We start from the raw sequence: 18,391 nt of genomic DNA, 5'->3' as shown, positions 1-18,391 counted from the left end.
GACAGCACCGCGGCCCGGATTATCGTATCCCCTATAGTCTATAGTAGACTTAGAGTCTATATTTGGCGTGCAGACCAGCGTGCCGCCGCACGGCGCCATGCGACCGGTCTGCATCGCCTCAATTCAGAACCGAAGGACCTCCGTCATGAACTGGAAGCTTTCCCTTTGCGCCGTCGCGGCGCTCGCGTGCGCGGCCGTCACGGCCCACGCGGAACAGACCACGCTGCGCTTCGGGATCGAAGCCGCCTATCCGCCGTTCGAGAGCAAGACGCCGGCCGGCCAGCTGCAGGGTTTCGACGTCGACATCGGCAATGCGGTGTGCGCGAAGCTGAACATGAAGTGCGTGTGGGTCGAGAACGCGTTCGACGGGCTGATCCCGGCGTTGCAGGCGCGCAAGTTCGACGCGATCAATTCGGCGATGAACATCACCGCGAAGCGCAAGCAGAGCATCGACTTCACGCCGGCGATCTATGTCGTGCCGATCGTGATGATCGCGCGCCGCGGCTCGCCGCTGCGGCCGGATGCGGCGAGCCTGCGCGGCAAGCACGTCGGCGTGCTGCAGGGGTCGTCGCAGGAGGATTTCCTGAAGGCGCACTGGGCCAACGCGGGCGTTGCCGTCGTGTCGTATCAGGATCAGGACCAGATCTATGCGGATCTCGCCGCCGGCCGTCTTGACGCGGCCGTGCAGGAAGCGCAGACCGCGCAGGACGGTTTCCTCGACAAGCCGGCCGGGCGCGATTTCCAGATCGTCGGCGATCCGCTGAAGGATCCCGCGACGCTCGGCGAAGGCACCGGCTTCGGGATGCGCAAGGGCGACAAGGCGCTGCAGGCGAAGATCGTCGGCGCGCTCGATGCGCTGAAGAAGGACGGCACGCTCAGCGCGCTGTCGCAGAAATACTTCAAGCGCGACATCGTCGCGAAGTAAGCCTCCCCGCGCGCCGGCCGCGGGGCCGGTGCGCGTCGCACCGAATCTCGACGCAGTACGGAAAAGCATGGATTTCGACGTCATCGTTCTGGGGGCCGGCATCGTCGGCGTGTCGTCGGCGCTGCATCTGCAGGATCGCGGGCTGCGTGTCGCGCTCGTCGACCGGCGCGCGCCCGGCGAGGAAACGAGCCACGGCAATGCCGGGCTGATCGAGCGCTCGTCGGTCGTGCCGTATGCGTTCCCGCGCCGGCTCGGCACGCTGCTGCGCTACGCGCGCAACCGCTCGGTCGATCTCTATTGGGACTACAAAGCATTGCCCGCGTATGCGGGCTGGCTGGCGCGCTTCTGGCGCGAATCGTCGCCGCAGCGGCTCGCGGCCGCCGCGCGCGACATGCTGCCGCTGGTGGCGGCGAGCGTCGTCGAGCACGACGCGTTGCTCGCGCGCACCGACGCGCAGCCGCTCGTGCACGACGGCGGATGGATCGAGGCATTCCGTTCGCCTGCGCTGTTCGACGCGGAAACCCGCGCGCAGCAGCGCGTGGCCGACGCGCACGGGCTGCGCATGAGTGTGCTTGACGCACGTGCGCTGCGCGATCGCGAACCCGGCATCGGCGACGCCTTCTGCGGCGCCTTCCACTGGCAGGATCCGAAGACCGTGTCGAGCCCGGGCGGGCTGACGAAGGCCTACGCGCGGCTGTTCGAGCGCGACGGCGGCACGTTCCTGTCCGGCGACGCGACGACGCTTGCGCAGGTGCGCGACGGCTGGCAGGTCGATACCGCGCACGGTCCGGTGTCGGCGAAGTCGGTCGTGGTCGCGCTCGGGCCGTGGTCCGATCACGTGTTCGCGCCGCTCGGCTACCGGATTCCGCTGCGCGCGAAGCGCGGCTATCACATGCACTACCGGCCGACGCGCACGCCGCTGAACGTGCCGGTATGCGATACCGAGGAGGGCTTCGTCGTCGCGCCGATGGAAGGCGGCCGCCTGCGGCTCACGACCGGCGTCGAGATCGCGCTGCGCGGCGCGCCGCCGACCGGCGTGCAGCTTGCGCGCGCGGAGCCGCTCGCGCGCGACGCGTTCGGCATCGGCGAGCGTCTCGACCCGGCACCGTGGCTCGGGATGCGGCCGTGCACGCCCGACATGCGGCCGGTGATCGGGCCTGCGCCGCGCCATCGTCATCTGTGGTTCGCGTTCGGCCATTGCCACCACGGGCTCACGCTCGGCCCCGCAACCGGACGGTTGCTCGCGGAAATGGTGACGGGCGCGCCGACCTACATTGATCCGCATCCGTATCGCCCCGCGCGCTTCGGTTGAGCGTGCCGGACCGTGGCGGCCGCATGTGCGGCTGCCGCGGTGGTTCGTTGAGCCGTCCGGATCGCGCGTCGCCGGGATGGCCGCGCGCGCGACGACGCGCCGCGTAACCGGGCGGAAAGACATCGCGAAATAGAAAAATCCGGAAATCGCGATTCATCCGTGCAGTTTCATTGCGATGAAAAGCGGAACGGGAAGTCCGTCCGGGCAATCCGGCATGTACCGGAACACGTTACCGCAGCCTCGCAAACGTTACGTTACATCGGTGTTCCGCACATCTTTTTCATCGGACGATTCGAGCGGCCCGGCGCGCCCGCTCGCCCGGAAATTCCTGAAAAAACCGTGCTCGGCTTGCAATGAGCCAATGAATGAATCTGCTTCGTCGCAGTGGCACGCTTCGTGCAATCGGTCCCCATGCCTGATCAACGAAGTGCCAACCGAGACGGGGTAACGATGCGGCAAAAACTCAAATTGACGGGGATGGCGTTGTCGGTCGCGACGGCGTTCGGGGGGCTCGCGCCGGGGGCGGCCATGGCCGAGTCGCTCGGCGCGCTGCCGATGCCGCAAGTGATCGTCAATCCGCCGACGAACCACGTTTCCGTCGGGCTGGTCGCGACGGCCACGTCGCCGCTCGGCTCGGTTGCCGTGGTGACGGGCGCATCGGGCTCGGCCCCGACGTCGCTCGGCAATCCCGGTCAGGCGCTGTCGGGTGCGGCAAGTGCGCTGACGGGTGCGCTCGGCGGCGGCAATCCGGCTGGTGCATTGAGCGGCGCGTTGAATACCGGCGCGGGTGCGTTGAGCAACGCACTCGGCACGGCAACGGGCGCACTGGGTAACGCCGGCGGCGCGGCGAATCCGCTCGCACCGCTCCAAGGTGTGGTGAATCAGGTCACGGGCCCGCTCGGCGGCGGCAACCCGGTAAGCGGGCTGACCGGCGCATTGGGCAACCTCGTCGGCAGCAACCCGGCAAACGCACTGACCGGCGTCCTGGGCACCGTCACCGGCGCGTTGGGCGCGGCCGGCAGCGCGACCCCGATTGCGCCGATCCAGAGCGTCGTCGACCAGGTCACGGGCACGCTGGGCATCGGCAACCCGGCCGGTACGCTGGGCAACGCGGTCAATACGATCGCTGGGACGCTCGGCAACGCCGGCGGCACATCGAATCCGCTCGCGCCGGTGCAAGGCGCCGTCACGCAACTCGCCGGAACGCTGGGCAGCGACAACCCGGCAGGCGCACTGACGGGCGCGGTGAACTCGCTGACCGGCACGCTCGGCAACCTTGGCGGAGCGGATCCGCTCGCGCCGGTACAGGGTGTCGTGAATCAGGTCGTCGGCACGCTGTCCGGTGCTGGCGCCGGCAGCGGCAGCCCGATCACGCCGATCACGAACCTCGTCAGCGGCCTGCAGAACGCGCTGCCGACGAGCGGCAACGCGGCGGGCGCGCTCACCGGTGCGCTCGGCTCGGTGAGGGGCACGCTCGGCAACCTCGGCGGCACGAACCCGCTCGCGCCGGTGCAGGGTGTCGTGAATCAGGTGGTCGGCACGCTCGGCGGCGGCAATCCAGCGGGCGCGTTGAGCAACGCGGTCAGCTCGGTGACGGGCGCGCTCGGCAATCTCGGCGGCTCGAACGCGCTGGCGCCGGTGCAAGGCGTCGTGAATCAGGTCGTCGGTACGCTGTCGGGCGCGGGTGGCGGCAACCCGGCCGGCGCGCTGACCGGTGCGCTCGGTTCGGTGACGGGGGCGCTCGCGAACGGCCCGGCGACGCTCGGGCAGGCGGCCGGCACGTTGCTGTCGACGGGCACCAACGCAACGGCGGCGGTCGTCAACACGGTCGGCACGACGCTGGGCACGGCGCTCGGTTCCGTGCCGGGCCTGTCGGGAGCGTCGCACTCGGGCAGCGGCTCGGCGAGCAACCTGCTCGCACCGGTGTCGACGCTGCTTCAGTCGGTGACGGGCGCACTGCCGAAGTAACTGCCCGAACGCGCGGCGGCGATGCATCGCCCGCCGCGCGAGCCGGGTCGCGCCACGCGGCATGACAGCAATGTCATGCCGCGTTTTCGTTGGATCCCCGATTTTTTCGTCCGATGAATGACCGGTGCGTGCTTGCCGCCAGTCATTGTGGGGGATATGGAATAACCGGCCGGACCCGTCCGTTTACATACCGAGTCGCGGCGCGATCGAGCGGCGAGATAATGGTCATGACGAAGTCGGCCGTCCCGTGCGTCAGCGCCGCGTCGTAATGCCATGCCAAGGAGAACGGGAATGAAGACGATGCTGTTCGCCGTCGCGCTGACGGCCGCGATCGCGCGGCCCGCCGCCGCGGAACCGCCGCAGGCCGGCGACGGGAAACTGGTCGACGAAGATCACATGACGCTGTACGTGTTCGACCACGATGCGCCGGGCAAGAGCGCGTGTACCGGCACGTGCGCGGTCAACTGGCCGCCGGCGCTCGCCGACGGCTACGACAAGGCGTCGGGCGCACTGAGCCTCATCGCGCGCGACGACGGCAAGAAGCAATGGGCGTATCACGGCCGCCCGCTGTATCGCTGGAAGATGGACCGCAAGGCCGGCGACGCGGGCGGCGACGGGATCGGCGGCATGTGGCACGTCGCGCGTCCCTGAGCGACTGACGGAGCGACTGACGGAGCGACTGACGGAGCGACGGCGCGGCGATGTGCGAGGCATCCGGATGAGCTACGAATCGGATCTGCTGGTGTGGCTGCCGCATCTCACGCGGTATGCGCGCGCGCTGACGGGCGACCGGGCCTGGGCGGACGACCTCGTGCAGGACACGGTCGAGCGCGCGTTGAACCGGCCGCCGCGCGATGGCGGCAACCTGCGCGCGTGGCTGCTGACGCTGCTGCGCCACCGCTTCATCGACCAGTTGCGCGCCCGTCGCGAGATTGCGGTCGACGATGCGACCGCGCCCTGGCAGACGATGGCTGCACCAGCCGACGAGGTCGACGGCCTGATGTTGCGCGACGTGCAGCGCGCGCTGTACCGGCTGCCGGTCGAGCAGCGCGAGGTGCTGCTGCTGGTCGCGCTCGAGGAGTTGAGCTACCGCGACGCCGCACAGGTGCTGGGCGTGCCGGTGGGAACGGTGATGTCGCGGCTGTCGCGGGCGCGCGAACAGATGCGTACGCTGCTGTCCGGCGAGTTGCCTACCCACGGCGCGGCTGTATTAAGGGTGATCGGGAAGACATGATGGACGACGATCCGCGCAAACCTTCGAACGATCGGGACGACAGCGCCGATGCATCGGCCCAACTGCTGTCCGCGCTGCTCGACGGCGAATTGTCCGGGGAGGAGCGCCGCGAGGTGCTCGAGCGGCTGCAGGCCGACCCGCGGGAAGTTGACCGATTCGTGCATTACGGCGCACAGCGCGACGCGTTGCGCGCGCTGTTCCCGTTGCCGGCCGCCGTACCGGCGCTGTTCGTGCAGCGGCGCGCGTCGCGCCGGCGCGGGGTCGCGTATGCGTTCGCGGGGCTGGCGGCCGGGCTGGTGATCGGCATCGCGCTGCATGCGGGATGGACGGCGTTCGGCGTAGAACCGGCGTTTGCCGCGCGCGCGGACGTCGCCTATGCCGTCTATGCGGCCGATCGCGACCATCCGGTCGAAATCGACGCCCGCGATCCGGCGCGCCTGACCGGATGGCTGTCCGCACGTCTCGGCCGGCCCGTGCACGCGCCTTCGCTCGACGAATACGGCTACGCCCTGCTGGGCGGTCGGCTGTTGCCGGGCGACGCGGGGCCGGCAGCGCAACTGATGTATCAGCGTGAGGACGGCGCGCGCGTGACGCTGTACATGACGGCCTACGATGCGCGGCGCCTCGCGCCGCAGGCGATGTCGGCGGACGGCCGCTACACATATTTCTGGTCGGATCGCGGCATGGGTTATGCGCTGTCCGGCCGAGGCGACGAACGGCGGCTGCGTGAGCTTGCGATCGACGCGTGCGGCGCGCTCGGCGGGCCGACGGACGCATGGAAGGGATGACGCGCGCGGTATCGGCAGGGAGCAAGGAATGAACGTGAAGGCGGCGATGATGGTGGCGGTTGCGGTACTTGCGGCAGGCGCCGGGCTCGTGCGGGCGGACGGCGACGCCCCGGTTCGCGTGCCGGTCGACGCCGATGGCGTGCAGCGGGTGAGCATCGTCGGCGGCAGCTATTTCTTTCGTCCGAACCACGTGATCGTCCGCGCGCACGTGCCGGTCGAACTGACCGTATCGGCCGAACCGGGTCTCGTGCCGCACAGTTTCGAAATCGATGCGCCGCAGGCCGGCATCGCGATGCACACCAAACTGACCACGACGCCGCGCACCTTCCGCTTCACGCCGACGGCGCCCGGCCGCTTCGCCTACTATTGCACGCATCGGCTGCTGTTCTTGCGCAGCCATCGCGAGCGCGGGATGGAAGGCGTGCTCGACGTCGAGGCGGCGCCATGATCGCCGCATTGCTGGCCGCGAGCCTGATAGGAGCGAGCATGACAGCCGATCCCGTGACCGTCGCGCAGGCGCATTTCGACCACGTCCAGTCGTACCGCGCGACGATTCGTGCGTCGGGGAGAAGCGGCGAGCGCACCGAGATTCACTACGCCTACCTGAAACCCGGTTTCGTCCGGATGGATTTCGTGTCGCCCCATCACGGCGCGGTGCTCGCCTACGATCCCGGCGAGGGCAAGGTCCGGCTGCGTCCGTTCGGCGAACACGCGCTGCCTGCGCTGACGCTGTCGCCGTCCAATCCGCTCGTGCGCGATCGCAGCGGCCACCGTGTCGACCACTCGGACGTCGGCGCGCTGCTGCGCAACGTCCATGCGCTGCAGCAGGGCGGGGCGACGGTGACCGGGAGCGAGGAAACCGTCGGCGGCCGCACCGCGTTGCGCGTGTCGGTGACAGGCGCGCCCGCGCATGCGATCCACGGCGTGCATCGCTACGAGCTGTGGCTCGACACCGAGGACGGCTTCCCATTGAAGGTCGTCAGTTTCGCGGACGGCGACGACGAGCCGCTCGAAACCGTGACGCTCGACGACGTCGAGGTCGACGTCGCGTTTCCCGCACGCTTTTTCGCGCCCTGATCGCGCTGCATGCGCGTGCCCGACACGCCGGAGGCTGCATGGCGGAATACCGGTTTTCGACGACGTGGCGCGTGGATGCGCCGCTCGCGGTCGTCTGGGAAGCGATCTACCAGGTCGACCGCTGGCCCGACTGGTGGAAGAGCGCCGTGCGGACCGTCGAGATCGAGCATGGCGACGCACGCGGCGTCGGCGCGCTGCAGCGCTATACGTGGAAGGGGGCGTTGCCGTACCGGCTGACCTTCGACATGCGCGTGCTGCGCATCGAGCCGCCGCGCGTGCTCGAAGGCCGCGCGAGCGGCGCGATCGAAGGCGACGGGTGCTGGTCGTTCGGCGCCGACGGCACGCGCACCGTCGTGCGCTACGACTGGCACATCCGCACTCGCGAGCGCTGGATGAACTGGCTGGAGCCGGTTGCCCGCCCGCTGTTCAGATGGAATCACGACGTGGTGATGCGCGAAGGCGCGAAAGGCCTCGCGCGCCGGCTCGGCGCCGAAGTCGAAGCGGACGGCCGCACCTTCCGGCCGGCCGCGGGCGCGGATTGCGCCGACGTGTGAGCCCGGCGCGCCGGTCAGCGCACGTACGCCATCACCGCACCGTCGACGACGAGCGCGACGCGCGCGCCGATAGCCGGACACCGGTGTCCCGGCACGCGTACACGCACGAGCGTGTCGGCATCGGCGTCGAGCCGCACCAGCACGTCGGCGTCCTGCCCGGCGAACTGCGTGGCTTCGACCCGCGCCGCATGACCGCCCGCCGTGCCGGCCTGCGCGGCGGGCACGATGCCGATCTGCTCTGGTCGCAGCATCGCATCGGCCGGCCCGTCGGGCAGCGGTGCGACGAGCGGCAGCTCGCCGAGCACGCACACGATGCGCCCGTCGCGCACGCGGCCCGCGAGCAGCACGGCCTGCCCGACGAACGACGCGACGTCGCGCGTGACGGGCTGCCGGTACAGCGTCTGCGGCGCGGCGGTCTGCACGAGCCGCCCCTGCCACATCACCGCGACTTCATCGCCGAGCGTCATCGCTTCGGGCTGATCGTGCGTGACGAGCACCGACGTCGCGCCCGCGGCGGCGAGGGCATCGGCGACCGCGGTGCGCGTTTCGTGCCGCAGCGACGTATCGAGTGCGGAGAACGGCTCGTCGAGGATCACGAGCGACGGTTCGGGCGCGAGTGCGCGCGCCAGCGCGACGCGCTGCTGCTGTCCGCCGGACAACTGTTGCGGCACGCGGCTCGCATACGATGCGGGCAGCCCGACCATCTCGAGCAGTTCGTCGACGCGATGATGGCGTCGACGTGCCGCGCGCGGCAGTCCGAACGCGATGTTGTCGGCCACCGACAGATGCGGGAACAGCGCGCCTTCCTGCGGCACGTAGCCGATCCGGCGCTGCTCGGGCGGCAGATGAAGATCGGGCGCGGCCACGCGCCGGCCGTCGATCTCGACGGTGCCGCGCTCGGCGTGCTCGAAGCCGCACAGCACGCGCAGCAGCGTGGTCTTGCCGCTGCCGGACGGGCCGAGCAGCGCGAGCCGCGAGCCGCGCCGTACCGTGAGGTCGATGTCGTGCAGGACGGTATGCGATCCGAACGATTTGGACAGGCCGTGGATGCGTAATTCGCTCATGAGCGGTTCCGGGGAAAAGAGGGCGGCGCGCTCAGTGGCGCACCGACGCGCGGCCGAGCAGCAGGAACAACAGGCCCGACGCGCCCAGCGACAGCGCAACCAGCAGCGCCGCATACGGCGCCGCGGCCGCGAACGCGAGCGTCGCGGTATCGCTCCACACCTGCGTCGCGAGCGTGCGGGTGCCGATCGGCGACAGCAGCAGCGTCGCGTTCAGCTCCGTCACGACCGAGATGAACACCATCGTCGCGGCGGCGCCGAGGCCCGGCGCCGCGAGCGGCAACACCACGCGCGTGAGCGTCGCGCGCCAGCCGAGACCGAGCGAGCGCGCGGTTTCCTCGAGCCGCACCTGGACGTGCGACAGCGCCGCGCGCACGCTCACGATCGCGAGCGGCAGGAACAGGATCGCGTAGGCGGCGACGAGCGCCGGTGCGCTCTGGTACAGCGGTTGCAACAGCCGCACCGTGATCGACACGATCGCGAGCGCGACGACGATGCCCGGCACGCCCTGCACGGTCATCGCCGTGCGTTCGAGCAGCGTCGCGACGCGGCCCGGGTGGCGCACCAGCAGGAACGCGAGCGGCAGCGCGAGCAGCGTCGTGACGGCCGCGGCCGTGAGACCGTAGCCGGCCGAGGCGAGCGTGGTCTGCCACAGCAGCTCGGGCGACACGTCGGCCGGCGTGACGGCTGCCGCCCCCTGTTGCGTGAGCCAGTAGCCGATCATCGCGAGCGGCACGCCGAGCGTGGCGGCTGCAACGGCGGCGAACACCGCGACGACGGGGCCGCGCAGCCAGCCGAGCGGGTAGCGCATCGCGACGCGGCGGGCGGCGCGATGCGTGTGACCGTAGCGTGCATGGCCGCGCGCCCGCGCCTCGATCGCGAGACACAGCAGGCACAGCGCGATCAGCACGCAGCCGAGCAGCGATGCGCCGCCGCCGTCGAACGCGGTGCGGTATTCCGCGTAGATCTCGGTCGTGAAGGTTCGAAAGCGCAGCAACTGGAATGCGCCGAACTCGGACAGCACGCCGAGCGCGACCAGCAGCATGCCGCCGCACAGCGCGGGGCGCAGCTGCGGCAGCACGACGCGAAAGAAGGTATGCCACGGCGAGCAGCCGAGGGTGCGCGCGCTTTCCTCGAGCGCGGGATCGAGCTCGCGCAACGCGGCCGCCACCGGCAGGTAGACGAGCGGAAAGTACGCGGATGTCAGCACGAGCAGCGCGCCGGTGAAATCCTGCAGGTCGAGGCTCAGCGATACCCACGCGTAGCTGGTGATGAACGGCGGCACCGCGAGCGGCGCGGCGGCGAGCGCGGTCCATAGGGGCCGCGCGGGCAGGTCGGTGCGTTCGATGAACCACGCGAGCGCCGTGCCGAGCAACGCGCACGCGAGCGTCGCGGCCAGCGTGATCGACAGCGTGTTGACGAGCAGTTCGCCGACGAGCGGCCGCCACAGCAGGTCGATCGCATCGTCGAAGCCGAAGGTCGCCGCGCGGTACAGCGTGAAGCCGAGCGGCAGCAGGATGGCGAGCGGCCCGCACGCGGCGGCCGCGACGAGCGCACGCGACGGGCGTCGCCGCGTCGCGGTGCGTTCGCCGTCGGGCGTTGCGCGGGCCGTGCTGGACACGGCGTCGCTCATGGTCAGAGGAGACCGGCCTGGCGCAGCAGCTTGCCGGCCTGGCTGTCGTCGCCGAGCTGATCGAACGTCAGTGCCGGCGGGTGCAGTTCATTGAACGGCTTCAGGATCGGATCGGGCGCGACGCCGGGGCGCAGCGGATACTCGAAGCTGATATGACCGTCGGCCATCAGTTTCTGCGCGCGTGCGCTCACCAGGTACGCGACGAACTTCTGCGCGTCCGCCTGGTGCTTCGATGCCTTCAGCACCGCGGCGCCCGACACGTTGACGGCCGCCCCGACGTCGCCGTTGGCGAAGTGATGGATCGTGCTCTTGGTCGACTTGTCGCCGAGCTCCGCGTGCAGACGTGCCCAGTAGTAGTTGTTGATCACGCCGGTCAGGACGCCGCCGCGATTGACGGCCGCCGTCACGCCTTCGTCGTCGTCGAAGATCTGCGCGTTGGTCTTCAGGCCCTTCAGCCATTGCAGCGTCGCGGCCTCACCGTGCAGCGCGAGCACGGCGCTCACGACCGGCAGGAAGTCGGCGTCGCTCGGCGCGATGCCGACCTTGCCCTTCCATTCGGGCTTCGCGAGGTCGAGCAGCGACGCGGGCAGTTGCTGCGGCTGGATCTTCGCGGTGTTGTAGACGAGCACGTTTTCGCGCGCGAGCACGCCGACCCAGTTGCCGTCGGCCGGATTGAAGCGCGCGGGCACTGCCTGCAGCGCGGCGGCGTCGGTCTTCGCGAGCAGGCCCTTGTGATCGAGCAGCACGAGTTCCGGCGAGTTCTCGGTGAAGTACACGTCGGCCGGCGTGCGGTCGCCTTCCGCGACGAGCTGCGCGGCGAGTGCCGGGCCTTCGCCCGAGCGCACCTGCACGGTGATGCCGCTCTCTGCTTCGAAGTCCTTGACGAGCTGGTTGACGACCTGCTCGTGCTGCGCGTTGTACAGCGTGAGCGTGGCCGCGTGCGCGGGCATCGCGTGCAGCGCGCCGGTCAGCATGAGCGCGGCCGCGGCCGCGGAGATCAGGTGCCGCAGCGGGCGGCTAACGGGTGAAGTGTTCATGTCGTGGTCGTAGGTTGCATCCGGACGGGCCGGCAGGAAATGCGTCGTACGTCGTCGCGCCGTCAGGCTTCGAACAGTGCGGCGCCGATATAGGAACCCGGTTGCGCGCCCGGCGGGCACGCGAAGATCGCGCTGCCGACGTGCGTGGTGAACTGGTTCATGATGTCCATTTTTGCGAGCTTCTCGTTGATCGGAATGAAGCCCTTGCGCGGGTCGCGCTGGTGCGCGACGAACATCAGCCCCGCGTCGTACTCGGTCTGCTGACGCCACGGCGGCCAGCGCTCGATGTAGAAGTTCGTGCTGTCGTTGTACGAATACGCGCGGCGCAGGATCTGCGCGCCGCTGTTCATCTGCGGCGACGCGAGACGCGCATGCGCGTTGTCGGGGATCACCGAGTTGCCGTCCTTGTCGACCGCGTCGAGATCGAGCGCTTCGAACTCTTCCTTGCCGCCGAGCGGCGCGCCGCTGTACTTCTTGCGGCCGAACACCTGCTCCTGGAAGCCGAGCTCGGTGTTGTCCCAGTGCTCGAGCGTGATGCGGATGCGGCGCACGACCGTGTAGGTGCCGCCGTTCATCCATGCCGGGCCTTCGGCGCCGGCCCACACGAATTCGTCCATCGAGCCCGGATCCTTGCTCGACGGGTTCATCGTGCCGTCCTTGAAGCCCATCAGGTTGCGCGGCGTCTCGCCCGGCTTGCCGGACGTGAAGCCGGCCTGGCCCCAGCGCATCTGCACGGTCTTGCCGCCGAGCCGCACGAGCTGGCGCACTGCGTGGAACGCGACCTGCGCGTCGTTCGCGCACGCCTGGATGAACAGGTCGCCGCCGGTCTTTTCCGGGATCAGCTGGTCGCCGTTGAAGCGCGGCAGGTCGACCAGCGCGGCGGGGCGCTGCTTCTCGAGCCCGTAGCGGTCCTTGCCCGCGAGCGTGAACATGCCGGGCCCGAAGCCGAACGTGATGGTCAGCCGCGACGGGCCGATGCCGAGCGCGTCGCCCGAGTCGGCCGGCGGCGCCTCGTCTACGCCGTTTGCCAGCAGCGGCAGCGCGGTTTCGCCGCGCGCGAGGCGCGCGGCCGCGTCGGTCCACGCCTTCAGCAGCGCGATCACGTCCGCGCGCTGGGTCGTCGTGAGGTCGAGCGCCGCGAAATACGCATTGCGCTGCTGCGGCGTCGCGATGCCGCTCTGGTGCTTGCCGTAGAACGGCTCGATGTCGTCGTCGTGCGCGTGCGGGGACGGCGTGGCCGTTTCGGCCGCGCGCGCGGCCGGCATCGCGCCGGCGGCGAGGCCCGCGGCCACCGCCGCGCCGCCGGCCTTCAGGAAGCCGCGGCGCGTGGGGCGCGACGGCGGGTTCAGATCGTCTGCCATGATTCGTTCCGTTACTTCGCGAGCATCAGCGTGTTGACGTCGTCCTGCACGTAATAGAAGCCGTCGCCTTCGGGCGTCATCGCGATCCCGAACAGGTCGCCGTTGCCCGGCGGCGATTGCGCCTTGTCGGTGTCGATCCAGCGCGCATACAGCTGCTTGCCGGCGGCCGGGTCGATCTCGACGACCTGGCCGTTCAACGCATTGGTCGCGAGCAGGTGGCCGTTCGGCGCGGTCGCGAGCGCGAGCGGGCGGCGCAGGAAGCCGTCGGCCGTGATCTGGCGGCCGACGCCCGCACTCGTGTCGCGCGTGAGCGGATCGTCGATCTCGACGATCCGGTTGCCGATCGCGTCCGACACGTACAGCTTCTTCTGGTCGCCCGACAGCGCGAGGCCGGTCGGGCCGACCAGGAACACGCCCTTGTCGGCCTGCGCGCCGAGGCCGCTCGCGATCACCGTTTCCTGCTTGATCGCGGGCGGCTTGCCGGCCGGCACGTCGACGTCAAGACGCAGCACGGTCGCTTGCTTGTAGACGGGCGGGTTGCCGTCCGCGCCGCCGACGCCGAAGCCGGCCATGCTGACGAACAGCGTCGCGCTGTCGCCGCGGTCGACCACGGCCATGTTGCCCCACGGGTCGTTGATGTTCGGGCTCGACCACGTCGATGCGACCTTGCCTTGCGGGTCGAGCACGATCAGGCAGCCGGCGCCCTTGGTGTTGGTCGTGCCGTCGTTGCTCGGCGTGCTGCCGACGATCACCCAGCCGGACTTCAGCATCGTCATCGCGGTCGACAGGCCGACGCCGCCCGGGCATGCCTTCAGGTCGCGCGGGATCGTCGCGAACACGCTCATCTGCTTGGTCGACGGACGGTAGTCGACGATCGTGCTGCCGGTACCCTGCAGGTTCGCCGAGTTGTTGAAGTTGTCGACGAGCACGTCGCCCGCTTGGACCGTGCCGGCCGACACCGGCGCGACCGCGATCGCATACGGGTTCTGGTCGCCGTTGTCGGGCACCGTGTTCACGAGCAGCGCGTGGCGATGCAATGTTTCGAGGAAGCCTTGCGGCTCGGCGAGCGCGCCGGTGGCGGCCGTCAGCGCGGCGGCGGCCAGTGCGCCCGTCGCGAAGCGGCGAAGCAGGGCGGATTGATTCATCTGGGTCTCTCCTGGGAGCGCGCCGCCCGGGCGGCGCGCGAAAAAACGTGGGCGGCGCTCAGAACGTGATGGTCGTCCGCGCGCCGAGCACGAACGTGTTGCGCAGCGGCTGGGTCGCATCGTTCGGGTTCTGGCCGGCGCCGGCATTGAACGTGTACTGCGCATCGGCCTGGATCACCCACCACGGGTTCACCTGGTACTGGTAGGTCGCCTCGACGGTCGTTTCGCGGGTGCGCACGCCGTACGGGCCGGCCGCGGCCATCTGCGCGGTCTGGTCGAGATCGGTCACGTGGCTGCCGACCTGGATGTACGTGACGCCGAGGCCGACGCTGTCGTTGTCGCGGCCTTCGAACGGCCCTTTCAGCACGATGCCCGCGTTGGCCGAGAAGCTCACGAGGTTGCGATCGCCCGGCGCGCCCATCACGCGTGCGAACACGCCGAGGCTCCTCGCGCCGGTCGGGTCCGGGCGCCAGATCATCTGGTCGGCCACCGCGTAGAAGCTGTAGTCGCCGTGATGCTGCTGCGCGATGCCGTTCGATCCGGTGCTCGCGAGCGACAGCCCGTCGGTGCCGACGTTCTGATCGGCGAAGCGGCCGTTGTGATACCAGACGCCGATCTTGTAGGTGCCCGGCAGCCCGTTCGAGTGGCCGGTGTCCATCTCGCCGTCGGCCGGCTGGTTCAGCGCGTACTGCAGCTCGCCGATGTAGAGCGTGCCGTTGTGCAGGTTGAAGTTCGTGCCGCTCAGGTTGCTCGGGTTGTTGCCGAGCGGATCGCCGTCGAACACGCCCGCGAGCGCGGTGAGCTTCGGCGTGATCTGGCCGCGCACGCGCACGCCCAGGCCCGCGAGCGGATACGCGGGGCCGCCGTTCGGCAAGTCGTACGACGGCAGCGCGGGCCAGCCGAACATCGTGTTGACGAACGTGTTCGCGTATGTGCTGACCATGAATTCCTGGTCGAGGCTCTGCTGGCCGATCTTCACGTCGACGCGCTTGTCGAGGAACGACTGCTGGTACCACAGCTCCCAGAGGCGGGTCGTGTCCTGCGCCTCGATGCCGCTCGCGGTGTTGAGCGTGCCGAGGTTGCGCGCACTCAGGTTGGTGCCGTGGATCTGCAGCGCGCTGACGTTGAAGGTGCCGCCGGGCAGGCCGATCGCCTTCTGCGTGTCGACCGTCAAGGTGGCCGTCGTCAGGCCGTCGTAGGCGCCGCCGCGGTTCAGGCCGCCGCGCAGGTTCGCGAGGTATTCGCTGGTTTCGGTGATCTGCAGCGTCGCGCCGTACTTGCCGAGCCACGGGCGGATGCCGCCCATGTCGCCGAGCAGGTTCTGGCGGGTCCAGATGCCGGTCCACATGTTGGTCGGCTGCGCCTGGATCGAGAGGTCGGCCTCGGGCGCCTCGGGCTGCGCATCGACCGGCGTGTCCGCATAGGCGCCCATGCTGGCGAACGTCGCGCCGGCGACGAGAGCCGCGCAGGCGGCGGGGCGCATCCGGGCGCGGAGGCGGTCTCCATGGAACGACGCAAACGTCATATCAAATCCCTGGTTCTAATTAGTGTGAAGTTCTGCTGGTCGGGCGTTGTCCGGACGCTTGGTGCCCGTCGGTCGGAGCACGAAAATGAACGCAACGCGGCGCATCGTAGGAGCGTCAAATGGGAATGTCAATGTAAACGAGAATGATTCGCATCCAAATTACTGAATGTAATGGGAGGGCTTACGGATGGGGCTTCGCGCGTGTTTAGTCCCGTGCTAAACCGTAAATATCGGCGTAATGCAATTGAATGGTTCGATGCGGGCCGATGTATCGCCGAAGAGGGGCGCAACGGGCGGGCGGCGTGCGCGGGCGGGGCGTCGCGGTGGATGGAATCGACGTCCGTGCAGGTTTTTTGATGCGATGCCGCCGGGTGCAGGAACTCCGTGCTTACCCGGTGTCCAAACGGGGCTGAACGATTTTTAGGGTGAGCCGAATGCCCCGATCCTGCCGGTGCGGGCTCCCCATGCTTTTGTTTCAAAAGGGGTTTTCGTTGTATTCGTACGTTTTCCCGCCTGCTTTGCCGTTCCGAAAATTCGTCCGGCATCCCTTCTTGAATTTGTCAAAACCCGTCCATATAATTAGCACTCGCTGCACGAGAGTGCTAACAATTCTCTGCCGGGCGATTCGCCGGGCAGATTCCCTAAGCGTTCTTCAATCTCAGTCAAGAGAGGAGTGAATATGAACCTTCGTCCTTTGCACGATCGCGTGATCGTCAAGCGCCTGGATCAGGAAACCAAGACCGCCTCGGGCATCGTGATCCCCGAAGCAGCTGCTGAAAAGCCGGATCAAGGCGAGATCCTCGCGGTCGGCCCGGGCAAGCGCGACGACAAGGGCGCACTGATCGCGCTCGACGTGAAGGTCGGCGATCGCGTCCTGTTCGGCAAGTACGCAGGTCAGACCGTCAAGGTCGACGGCCAGGAACTGCTGGTCATGCGCGAAGAAGACATCATGGCCGTGGTCAACGCGAAGTAAGCGTCCACTGACGGTACATATTCCCAAGAATTCAAGGAGTTAGAAGATGGCAGCTAAAGACGTCGTATTCGGCGATTCCGCCCGTTCGAAGATGGTCGAAGGCGTGAACATTCTCGCCAACGCAGTCAAGGTCACGCTGGGTCCGAAGGGCCGTAACGTCGTGCTCGAGCGCAGCTTCGGCGGCCCGACGGTCACCAAGGATGGTGTGTCGGTCGCGAAGGAAATCGAGCTGAAGGACAAGCTCCAGAACATGGGCGCGCAAATGGTCAAGGAAGTGGCTTCCAAGACCAGCGACAACGCAGGCGACGGCACGACGACGGCAACCGTCCTCGCGCAATCGATCGTTCGCGAAGGCATGAAGTACGTCGCATCGGGCATGAACCCGATGGACCTGAAGCGCGGCATCGACAAGGCAGTCGCAGCGGCTGTCGAAGAGCTGAAGAAGATCAGCAAGCCGTGCACGACGAACAAGGAAATCGCACAGGTCGGCTCGATCTCGGCGAACAGCGACTCGTCGATCGGCGATCGCATCGCTGAAGCGATGGACAAGGTCGGCAAGGAAGGCGTGATCACCGTCGAAGACGGCAAGTCGCTGGCTGACGAACTCGACGTCGTCGAAGGTATGCAATTCGACCGCGGCTACCTGTCGCCGTACTTCATCAACAACCCGGACAAGCAAGTCGCCGTCCTCGACAACCCGTTCGTGCTGCTGCACGACAAGAAGGTGTCGAACATCCGTGATCTGCTGCCGGTACTCGAGCAAGTCGCGAAGGCTGGCCGTCCGCTGCTGATCATCGCTGAAGACGTCGAAGGCGAAGCACTCGCAACGCTGGTCGTCAACAACATCCGCGGCATCCTGAAGACCGTTGCGGTCAAGGCGCCGGGCTTCGGCGATCGCCGCAAGGCCATGCTGGAAGACATCGCGATCCTGACCGGCGGTCAAGTCGTCGCGGAAGAAACCGGCCTGACGCTCGAGAAGGCAACGCTGGCAGAACTGGGCCAGGCGAAGCGCATCGAAGTGGGCAAGGAAAACACGACGATCATCGACGGCGCAGGCGAAGCCGTGAACATCGAAGCGCGCGTCAAGCAAGTTCGCACGCAAATCGAAGAAGCGACGTCGGACTACGACCGTGAAAAGCTGCAAGAGCGCGTGGCCAAGCTGGCCGGCGGCGTGGCAGTGATCAAGGTCGGTGCTGCGACCGAAGTCGAAATGAAGGAAAAGAAGGCACGTGTCGAAGACGCACTGCACGCAACGCGCGCAGCTGTGGAAGAAGGCATCGTGGCAGGTGGCGGCGTCGCGCTGATCCGCGCTCGCACCGCGATCGCAGGCCTGACCGGCCTGAACGCCGACCAGAACGCCGGCATCAAGATCGTGCTGCGCGCAATGGAAGAGCCGCTGCGCCAGATCGTCACGAACGGTGGCGAAGAAGCCAGCGTCGTCGTGGCGGCAGTGGCTGCAGGCAAGGGCAACTACGGCTACAACGCAGCAACGGGCGAGTACGTCGACATGGTTGAAGCCGGCGTCGTCGACCCGACCAAGGTCACGCGCACCGCACTGCAGAACGCAGCTTCGGTTGCTGGCCTGCTGCTGACGACGGACGCAGCTGTCGCAGAACTGCCGAAGGAAGATGCACCGATGCCGGGCGGCATGCCGGGCGGCATGGGTGGCATGGGCATGGACATGTAATCGACTTCGGTCGATGGTGTCCGGAGCGCGCAGCGATGCGCGTTCCAGCCAAAAGAAAAGACCCGCAGCGATGCGGGTCTTTTTTTATTTGTCGCGTGGTATTTGCTGCGC

Annotated in this window: 17 protein-coding genes; 11 read left to right on the top strand and 6 right to left on the bottom strand. The window is 68.3% G+C overall.

Annotated features, from left to right (window positions below):
* Window positions 1-145: 145 nt before the first annotated feature.
* From BX604_RS03515 to BX604_RS03475, 9 genes are all read left to right on the top strand, one after another.
* Window positions 146-925, top strand: coding sequence for an ABC transporter substrate-binding protein (locus BX604_RS03515; RefSeq protein WP_098549595.1), 780 nt, complete (start codon window positions 146-148; stop codon window positions 923-925).
* 67 nt (window positions 926-992) lie between these two features.
* The gene (locus BX604_RS03510) at window positions 993-2,237 is read left to right on the top strand and encodes an NAD(P)/FAD-dependent oxidoreductase (RefSeq protein WP_098549594.1); all 1,245 of its coding nucleotides are present in this window, start codon (window positions 993-995) and stop codon (window positions 2,235-2,237) included.
* A gap of 450 nt (window positions 2,238-2,687) precedes the next feature.
* Window positions 2,688-4,205 (top strand): beta strand repeat-containing protein, encoded by a 1,518-nt coding sequence (locus tag BX604_RS03505; protein ID WP_098549593.1) that lies wholly within the window; start codon window positions 2,688-2,690, stop codon window positions 4,203-4,205.
* Window positions 4,206-4,496: 291 nt separating this feature from the next.
* Window positions 4,497-4,856 (top strand): COG4315 family predicted lipoprotein, encoded by a 360-nt coding sequence (locus BX604_RS03500; RefSeq protein WP_098549592.1) that lies wholly within the window; start codon window positions 4,497-4,499, stop codon window positions 4,854-4,856.
* 67 nt (window positions 4,857-4,923) lie between these two features.
* A complete protein-coding gene (locus BX604_RS03495) occupies window positions 4,924-5,439 on the top strand; it encodes a sigma-70 family RNA polymerase sigma factor (RefSeq protein ID WP_098549591.1) in 516 nt (171 codons plus the stop codon).
* Window positions 5,439-6,227: an anti-sigma factor family protein gene (locus tag BX604_RS03490; RefSeq protein ID WP_098549590.1), complete on the top strand. Its 789-nt coding sequence runs from the start codon at window positions 5,439-5,441 to the stop codon at window positions 6,225-6,227. Before BX604_RS03495 ends, BX604_RS03490 begins: the two co-directional genes overlap by 1 nt.
* Before the next feature lie 28 nt (window positions 6,228-6,255).
* Window positions 6,256-6,675, top strand: a complete 420-nt coding sequence (locus BX604_RS03485; protein WP_098549589.1) for a quinol oxidase — start codon at window positions 6,256-6,258, stop codon at window positions 6,673-6,675.
* Window positions 6,672-7,304, top strand: a complete 633-nt coding sequence (locus BX604_RS03480; RefSeq protein WP_098549588.1) for a LolA family protein — start codon at window positions 6,672-6,674, stop codon at window positions 7,302-7,304. Before BX604_RS03485 ends, BX604_RS03480 begins: the two co-directional genes overlap by 4 nt.
* 38 nt (window positions 7,305-7,342) lie before the next feature.
* Window positions 7,343-7,858 carry an SRPBCC family protein gene (locus tag BX604_RS03475; protein ID WP_098549587.1) on the top strand — a complete coding sequence of 172 codons (516 nt, stop codon included), beginning with the start codon at window positions 7,343-7,345 and terminating at the stop codon, window positions 7,856-7,858.
* Window positions 7,859-7,872: 14 nt separating this feature from the next.
* Here the strand turns inward: BX604_RS03475 and BX604_RS03470 are convergent, their stop codons facing one another.
* From BX604_RS03470 to BX604_RS03445, 6 genes are all read right to left on the bottom strand, one after another.
* Window positions 7,873-8,922: an ABC transporter ATP-binding protein gene (locus BX604_RS03470; protein ID WP_098549586.1), complete on the bottom strand. Its 1,050-nt coding sequence runs from the start codon at window positions 8,920-8,922 to the stop codon at window positions 7,873-7,875.
* A gap of 31 nt (window positions 8,923-8,953) precedes the next feature.
* A complete protein-coding gene (locus BX604_RS03465; RefSeq protein ID WP_098549585.1) occupies window positions 8,954-10,552 on the bottom strand; it encodes an ABC transporter permease in 1,599 nt (532 codons plus the stop codon).
* Between the two features lie 2 nt (window positions 10,553-10,554).
* Window positions 10,555-11,589, bottom strand: coding sequence for an iron ABC transporter substrate-binding protein (locus BX604_RS03460; protein ID WP_098549584.1), 1,035 nt, complete (start codon window positions 11,587-11,589; stop codon window positions 10,555-10,557).
* Between the two features lie 62 nt (window positions 11,590-11,651).
* Window positions 11,652-12,950 carry an iron uptake transporter deferrochelatase/peroxidase subunit gene (gene efeB, locus BX604_RS03455; protein ID WP_098549583.1) on the bottom strand — a complete coding sequence of 433 codons (1,299 nt, stop codon included), beginning with the start codon at window positions 12,948-12,950 and terminating at the stop codon, window positions 11,652-11,654.
* Window positions 12,951-12,961: 11 nt separating this feature from the next.
* Window positions 12,962-14,095: a hypothetical protein gene (locus BX604_RS03450; protein WP_098549582.1), complete on the bottom strand. Its 1,134-nt coding sequence runs from the start codon at window positions 14,093-14,095 to the stop codon at window positions 12,962-12,964.
* Window positions 14,096-14,153: 58 nt separating this feature from the next.
* The gene (locus tag BX604_RS03445; RefSeq protein ID WP_098549581.1) at window positions 14,154-15,620 is read right to left on the bottom strand and encodes a carbohydrate porin; all 1,467 of its coding nucleotides are present in this window, start codon (window positions 15,618-15,620) and stop codon (window positions 14,154-14,156) included.
* Window positions 15,621-16,299: 679 nt separating this feature from the next.
* Between BX604_RS03445 and groES the strand changes: the two genes are divergently transcribed.
* Together groES and groL are read left to right on the top strand one after the other, a co-directional pair.
* On the top strand, window positions 16,300-16,593 hold the full coding sequence (gene groES, locus BX604_RS03440; protein ID WP_069746035.1) for a co-chaperone GroES: 294 nt from the start codon (window positions 16,300-16,302) through the stop codon (window positions 16,591-16,593).
* Window positions 16,594-16,639: 46 nt separating this feature from the next.
* Window positions 16,640-18,280, top strand: coding sequence for a chaperonin GroEL (gene groL / locus BX604_RS03435; protein ID WP_098549580.1), 1,641 nt, complete (start codon window positions 16,640-16,642; stop codon window positions 18,278-18,280).
* Window positions 18,281-18,391: the final 111 nt, after the last annotated feature.

The sequence above is a fragment of the Burkholderia sp. JKS000303 genome, from assembly GCF_002563755.1.
GTDB classification, from domain to species: Bacteria; Pseudomonadota; Gammaproteobacteria; order Burkholderiales; family Burkholderiaceae; genus Burkholderia; species Burkholderia anthina_B.
The sequence above is the reverse complement of the archived record's forward strand: the minus strand, read 5'-3'. Positions and strand labels throughout refer to the sequence as shown.

What these genes read in the sequence shown, in the direction of transcription:
- BX604_RS03515 (WP_098549595.1), top strand. Translation starts at nt 146, where the DNA reads ATGAACTGGAAGCTTTCCCTTTGCGCCGTCGCGGCGCTCGCGTGCGCG.
- BX604_RS03510 (WP_098549594.1), top strand. Translation starts at nt 993, where the DNA reads ATGGATTTCGACGTCATCGTTCTGGGGGCCGGCATCGTCGGCGTGTCG.
- BX604_RS03505 (WP_098549593.1), top strand. Translation starts at nt 2,688, where the DNA reads ATGCGGCAAAAACTCAAATTGACGGGGATGGCGTTGTCGGTCGCGACG.
- BX604_RS03500 (WP_098549592.1), top strand. Translation starts at nt 4,497, where the DNA reads ATGAAGACGATGCTGTTCGCCGTCGCGCTGACGGCCGCGATCGCGCGG.
- BX604_RS03495 (WP_098549591.1), top strand. Translation starts at nt 4,924, where the DNA reads ATGAGCTACGAATCGGATCTGCTGGTGTGGCTGCCGCATCTCACGCGG.
- BX604_RS03490 (WP_098549590.1), top strand. Translation starts at nt 5,439, where the DNA reads ATGGACGACGATCCGCGCAAACCTTCGAACGATCGGGACGACAGCGCC.
- BX604_RS03485 (WP_098549589.1), top strand. Translation starts at nt 6,256, where the DNA reads ATGAACGTGAAGGCGGCGATGATGGTGGCGGTTGCGGTACTTGCGGCA.
- BX604_RS03480 (WP_098549588.1), top strand. Translation starts at nt 6,672, where the DNA reads ATGATCGCCGCATTGCTGGCCGCGAGCCTGATAGGAGCGAGCATGACA.
- BX604_RS03475 (WP_098549587.1), top strand. Translation starts at nt 7,343, where the DNA reads ATGGCGGAATACCGGTTTTCGACGACGTGGCGCGTGGATGCGCCGCTC.
- BX604_RS03470 (WP_098549586.1), bottom strand. Translation starts at nt 8,922, where the DNA reads ATGAGCGAATTACGCATCCACGGCCTGTCCAAATCGTTCGGATCGCAT.
- BX604_RS03465 (WP_098549585.1), bottom strand. Translation starts at nt 10,552, where the DNA reads ATGAGCGACGCCGTGTCCAGCACGGCCCGCGCAACGCCCGACGGCGAA.
- BX604_RS03460 (WP_098549584.1), bottom strand. Translation starts at nt 11,589, where the DNA reads ATGAACACTTCACCCGTTAGCCGCCCGCTGCGGCACCTGATCTCCGCG.
- efeB (WP_098549583.1), bottom strand. Translation starts at nt 12,950, where the DNA reads ATGGCAGACGATCTGAACCCGCCGTCGCGCCCCACGCGCCGCGGCTTC.
- BX604_RS03450 (WP_098549582.1), bottom strand. Translation starts at nt 14,095, where the DNA reads ATGAATCAATCCGCCCTGCTTCGCCGCTTCGCGACGGGCGCACTGGCC.
- BX604_RS03445 (WP_098549581.1), bottom strand. Translation starts at nt 15,620, where the DNA reads ATGACGTTTGCGTCGTTCCATGGAGACCGCCTCCGCGCCCGGATGCGC.
- groES (WP_069746035.1), top strand. Translation starts at nt 16,300, where the DNA reads ATGAACCTTCGTCCTTTGCACGATCGCGTGATCGTCAAGCGCCTGGAT.
- groL (WP_098549580.1), top strand. Translation starts at nt 16,640, where the DNA reads ATGGCAGCTAAAGACGTCGTATTCGGCGATTCCGCCCGTTCGAAGATG.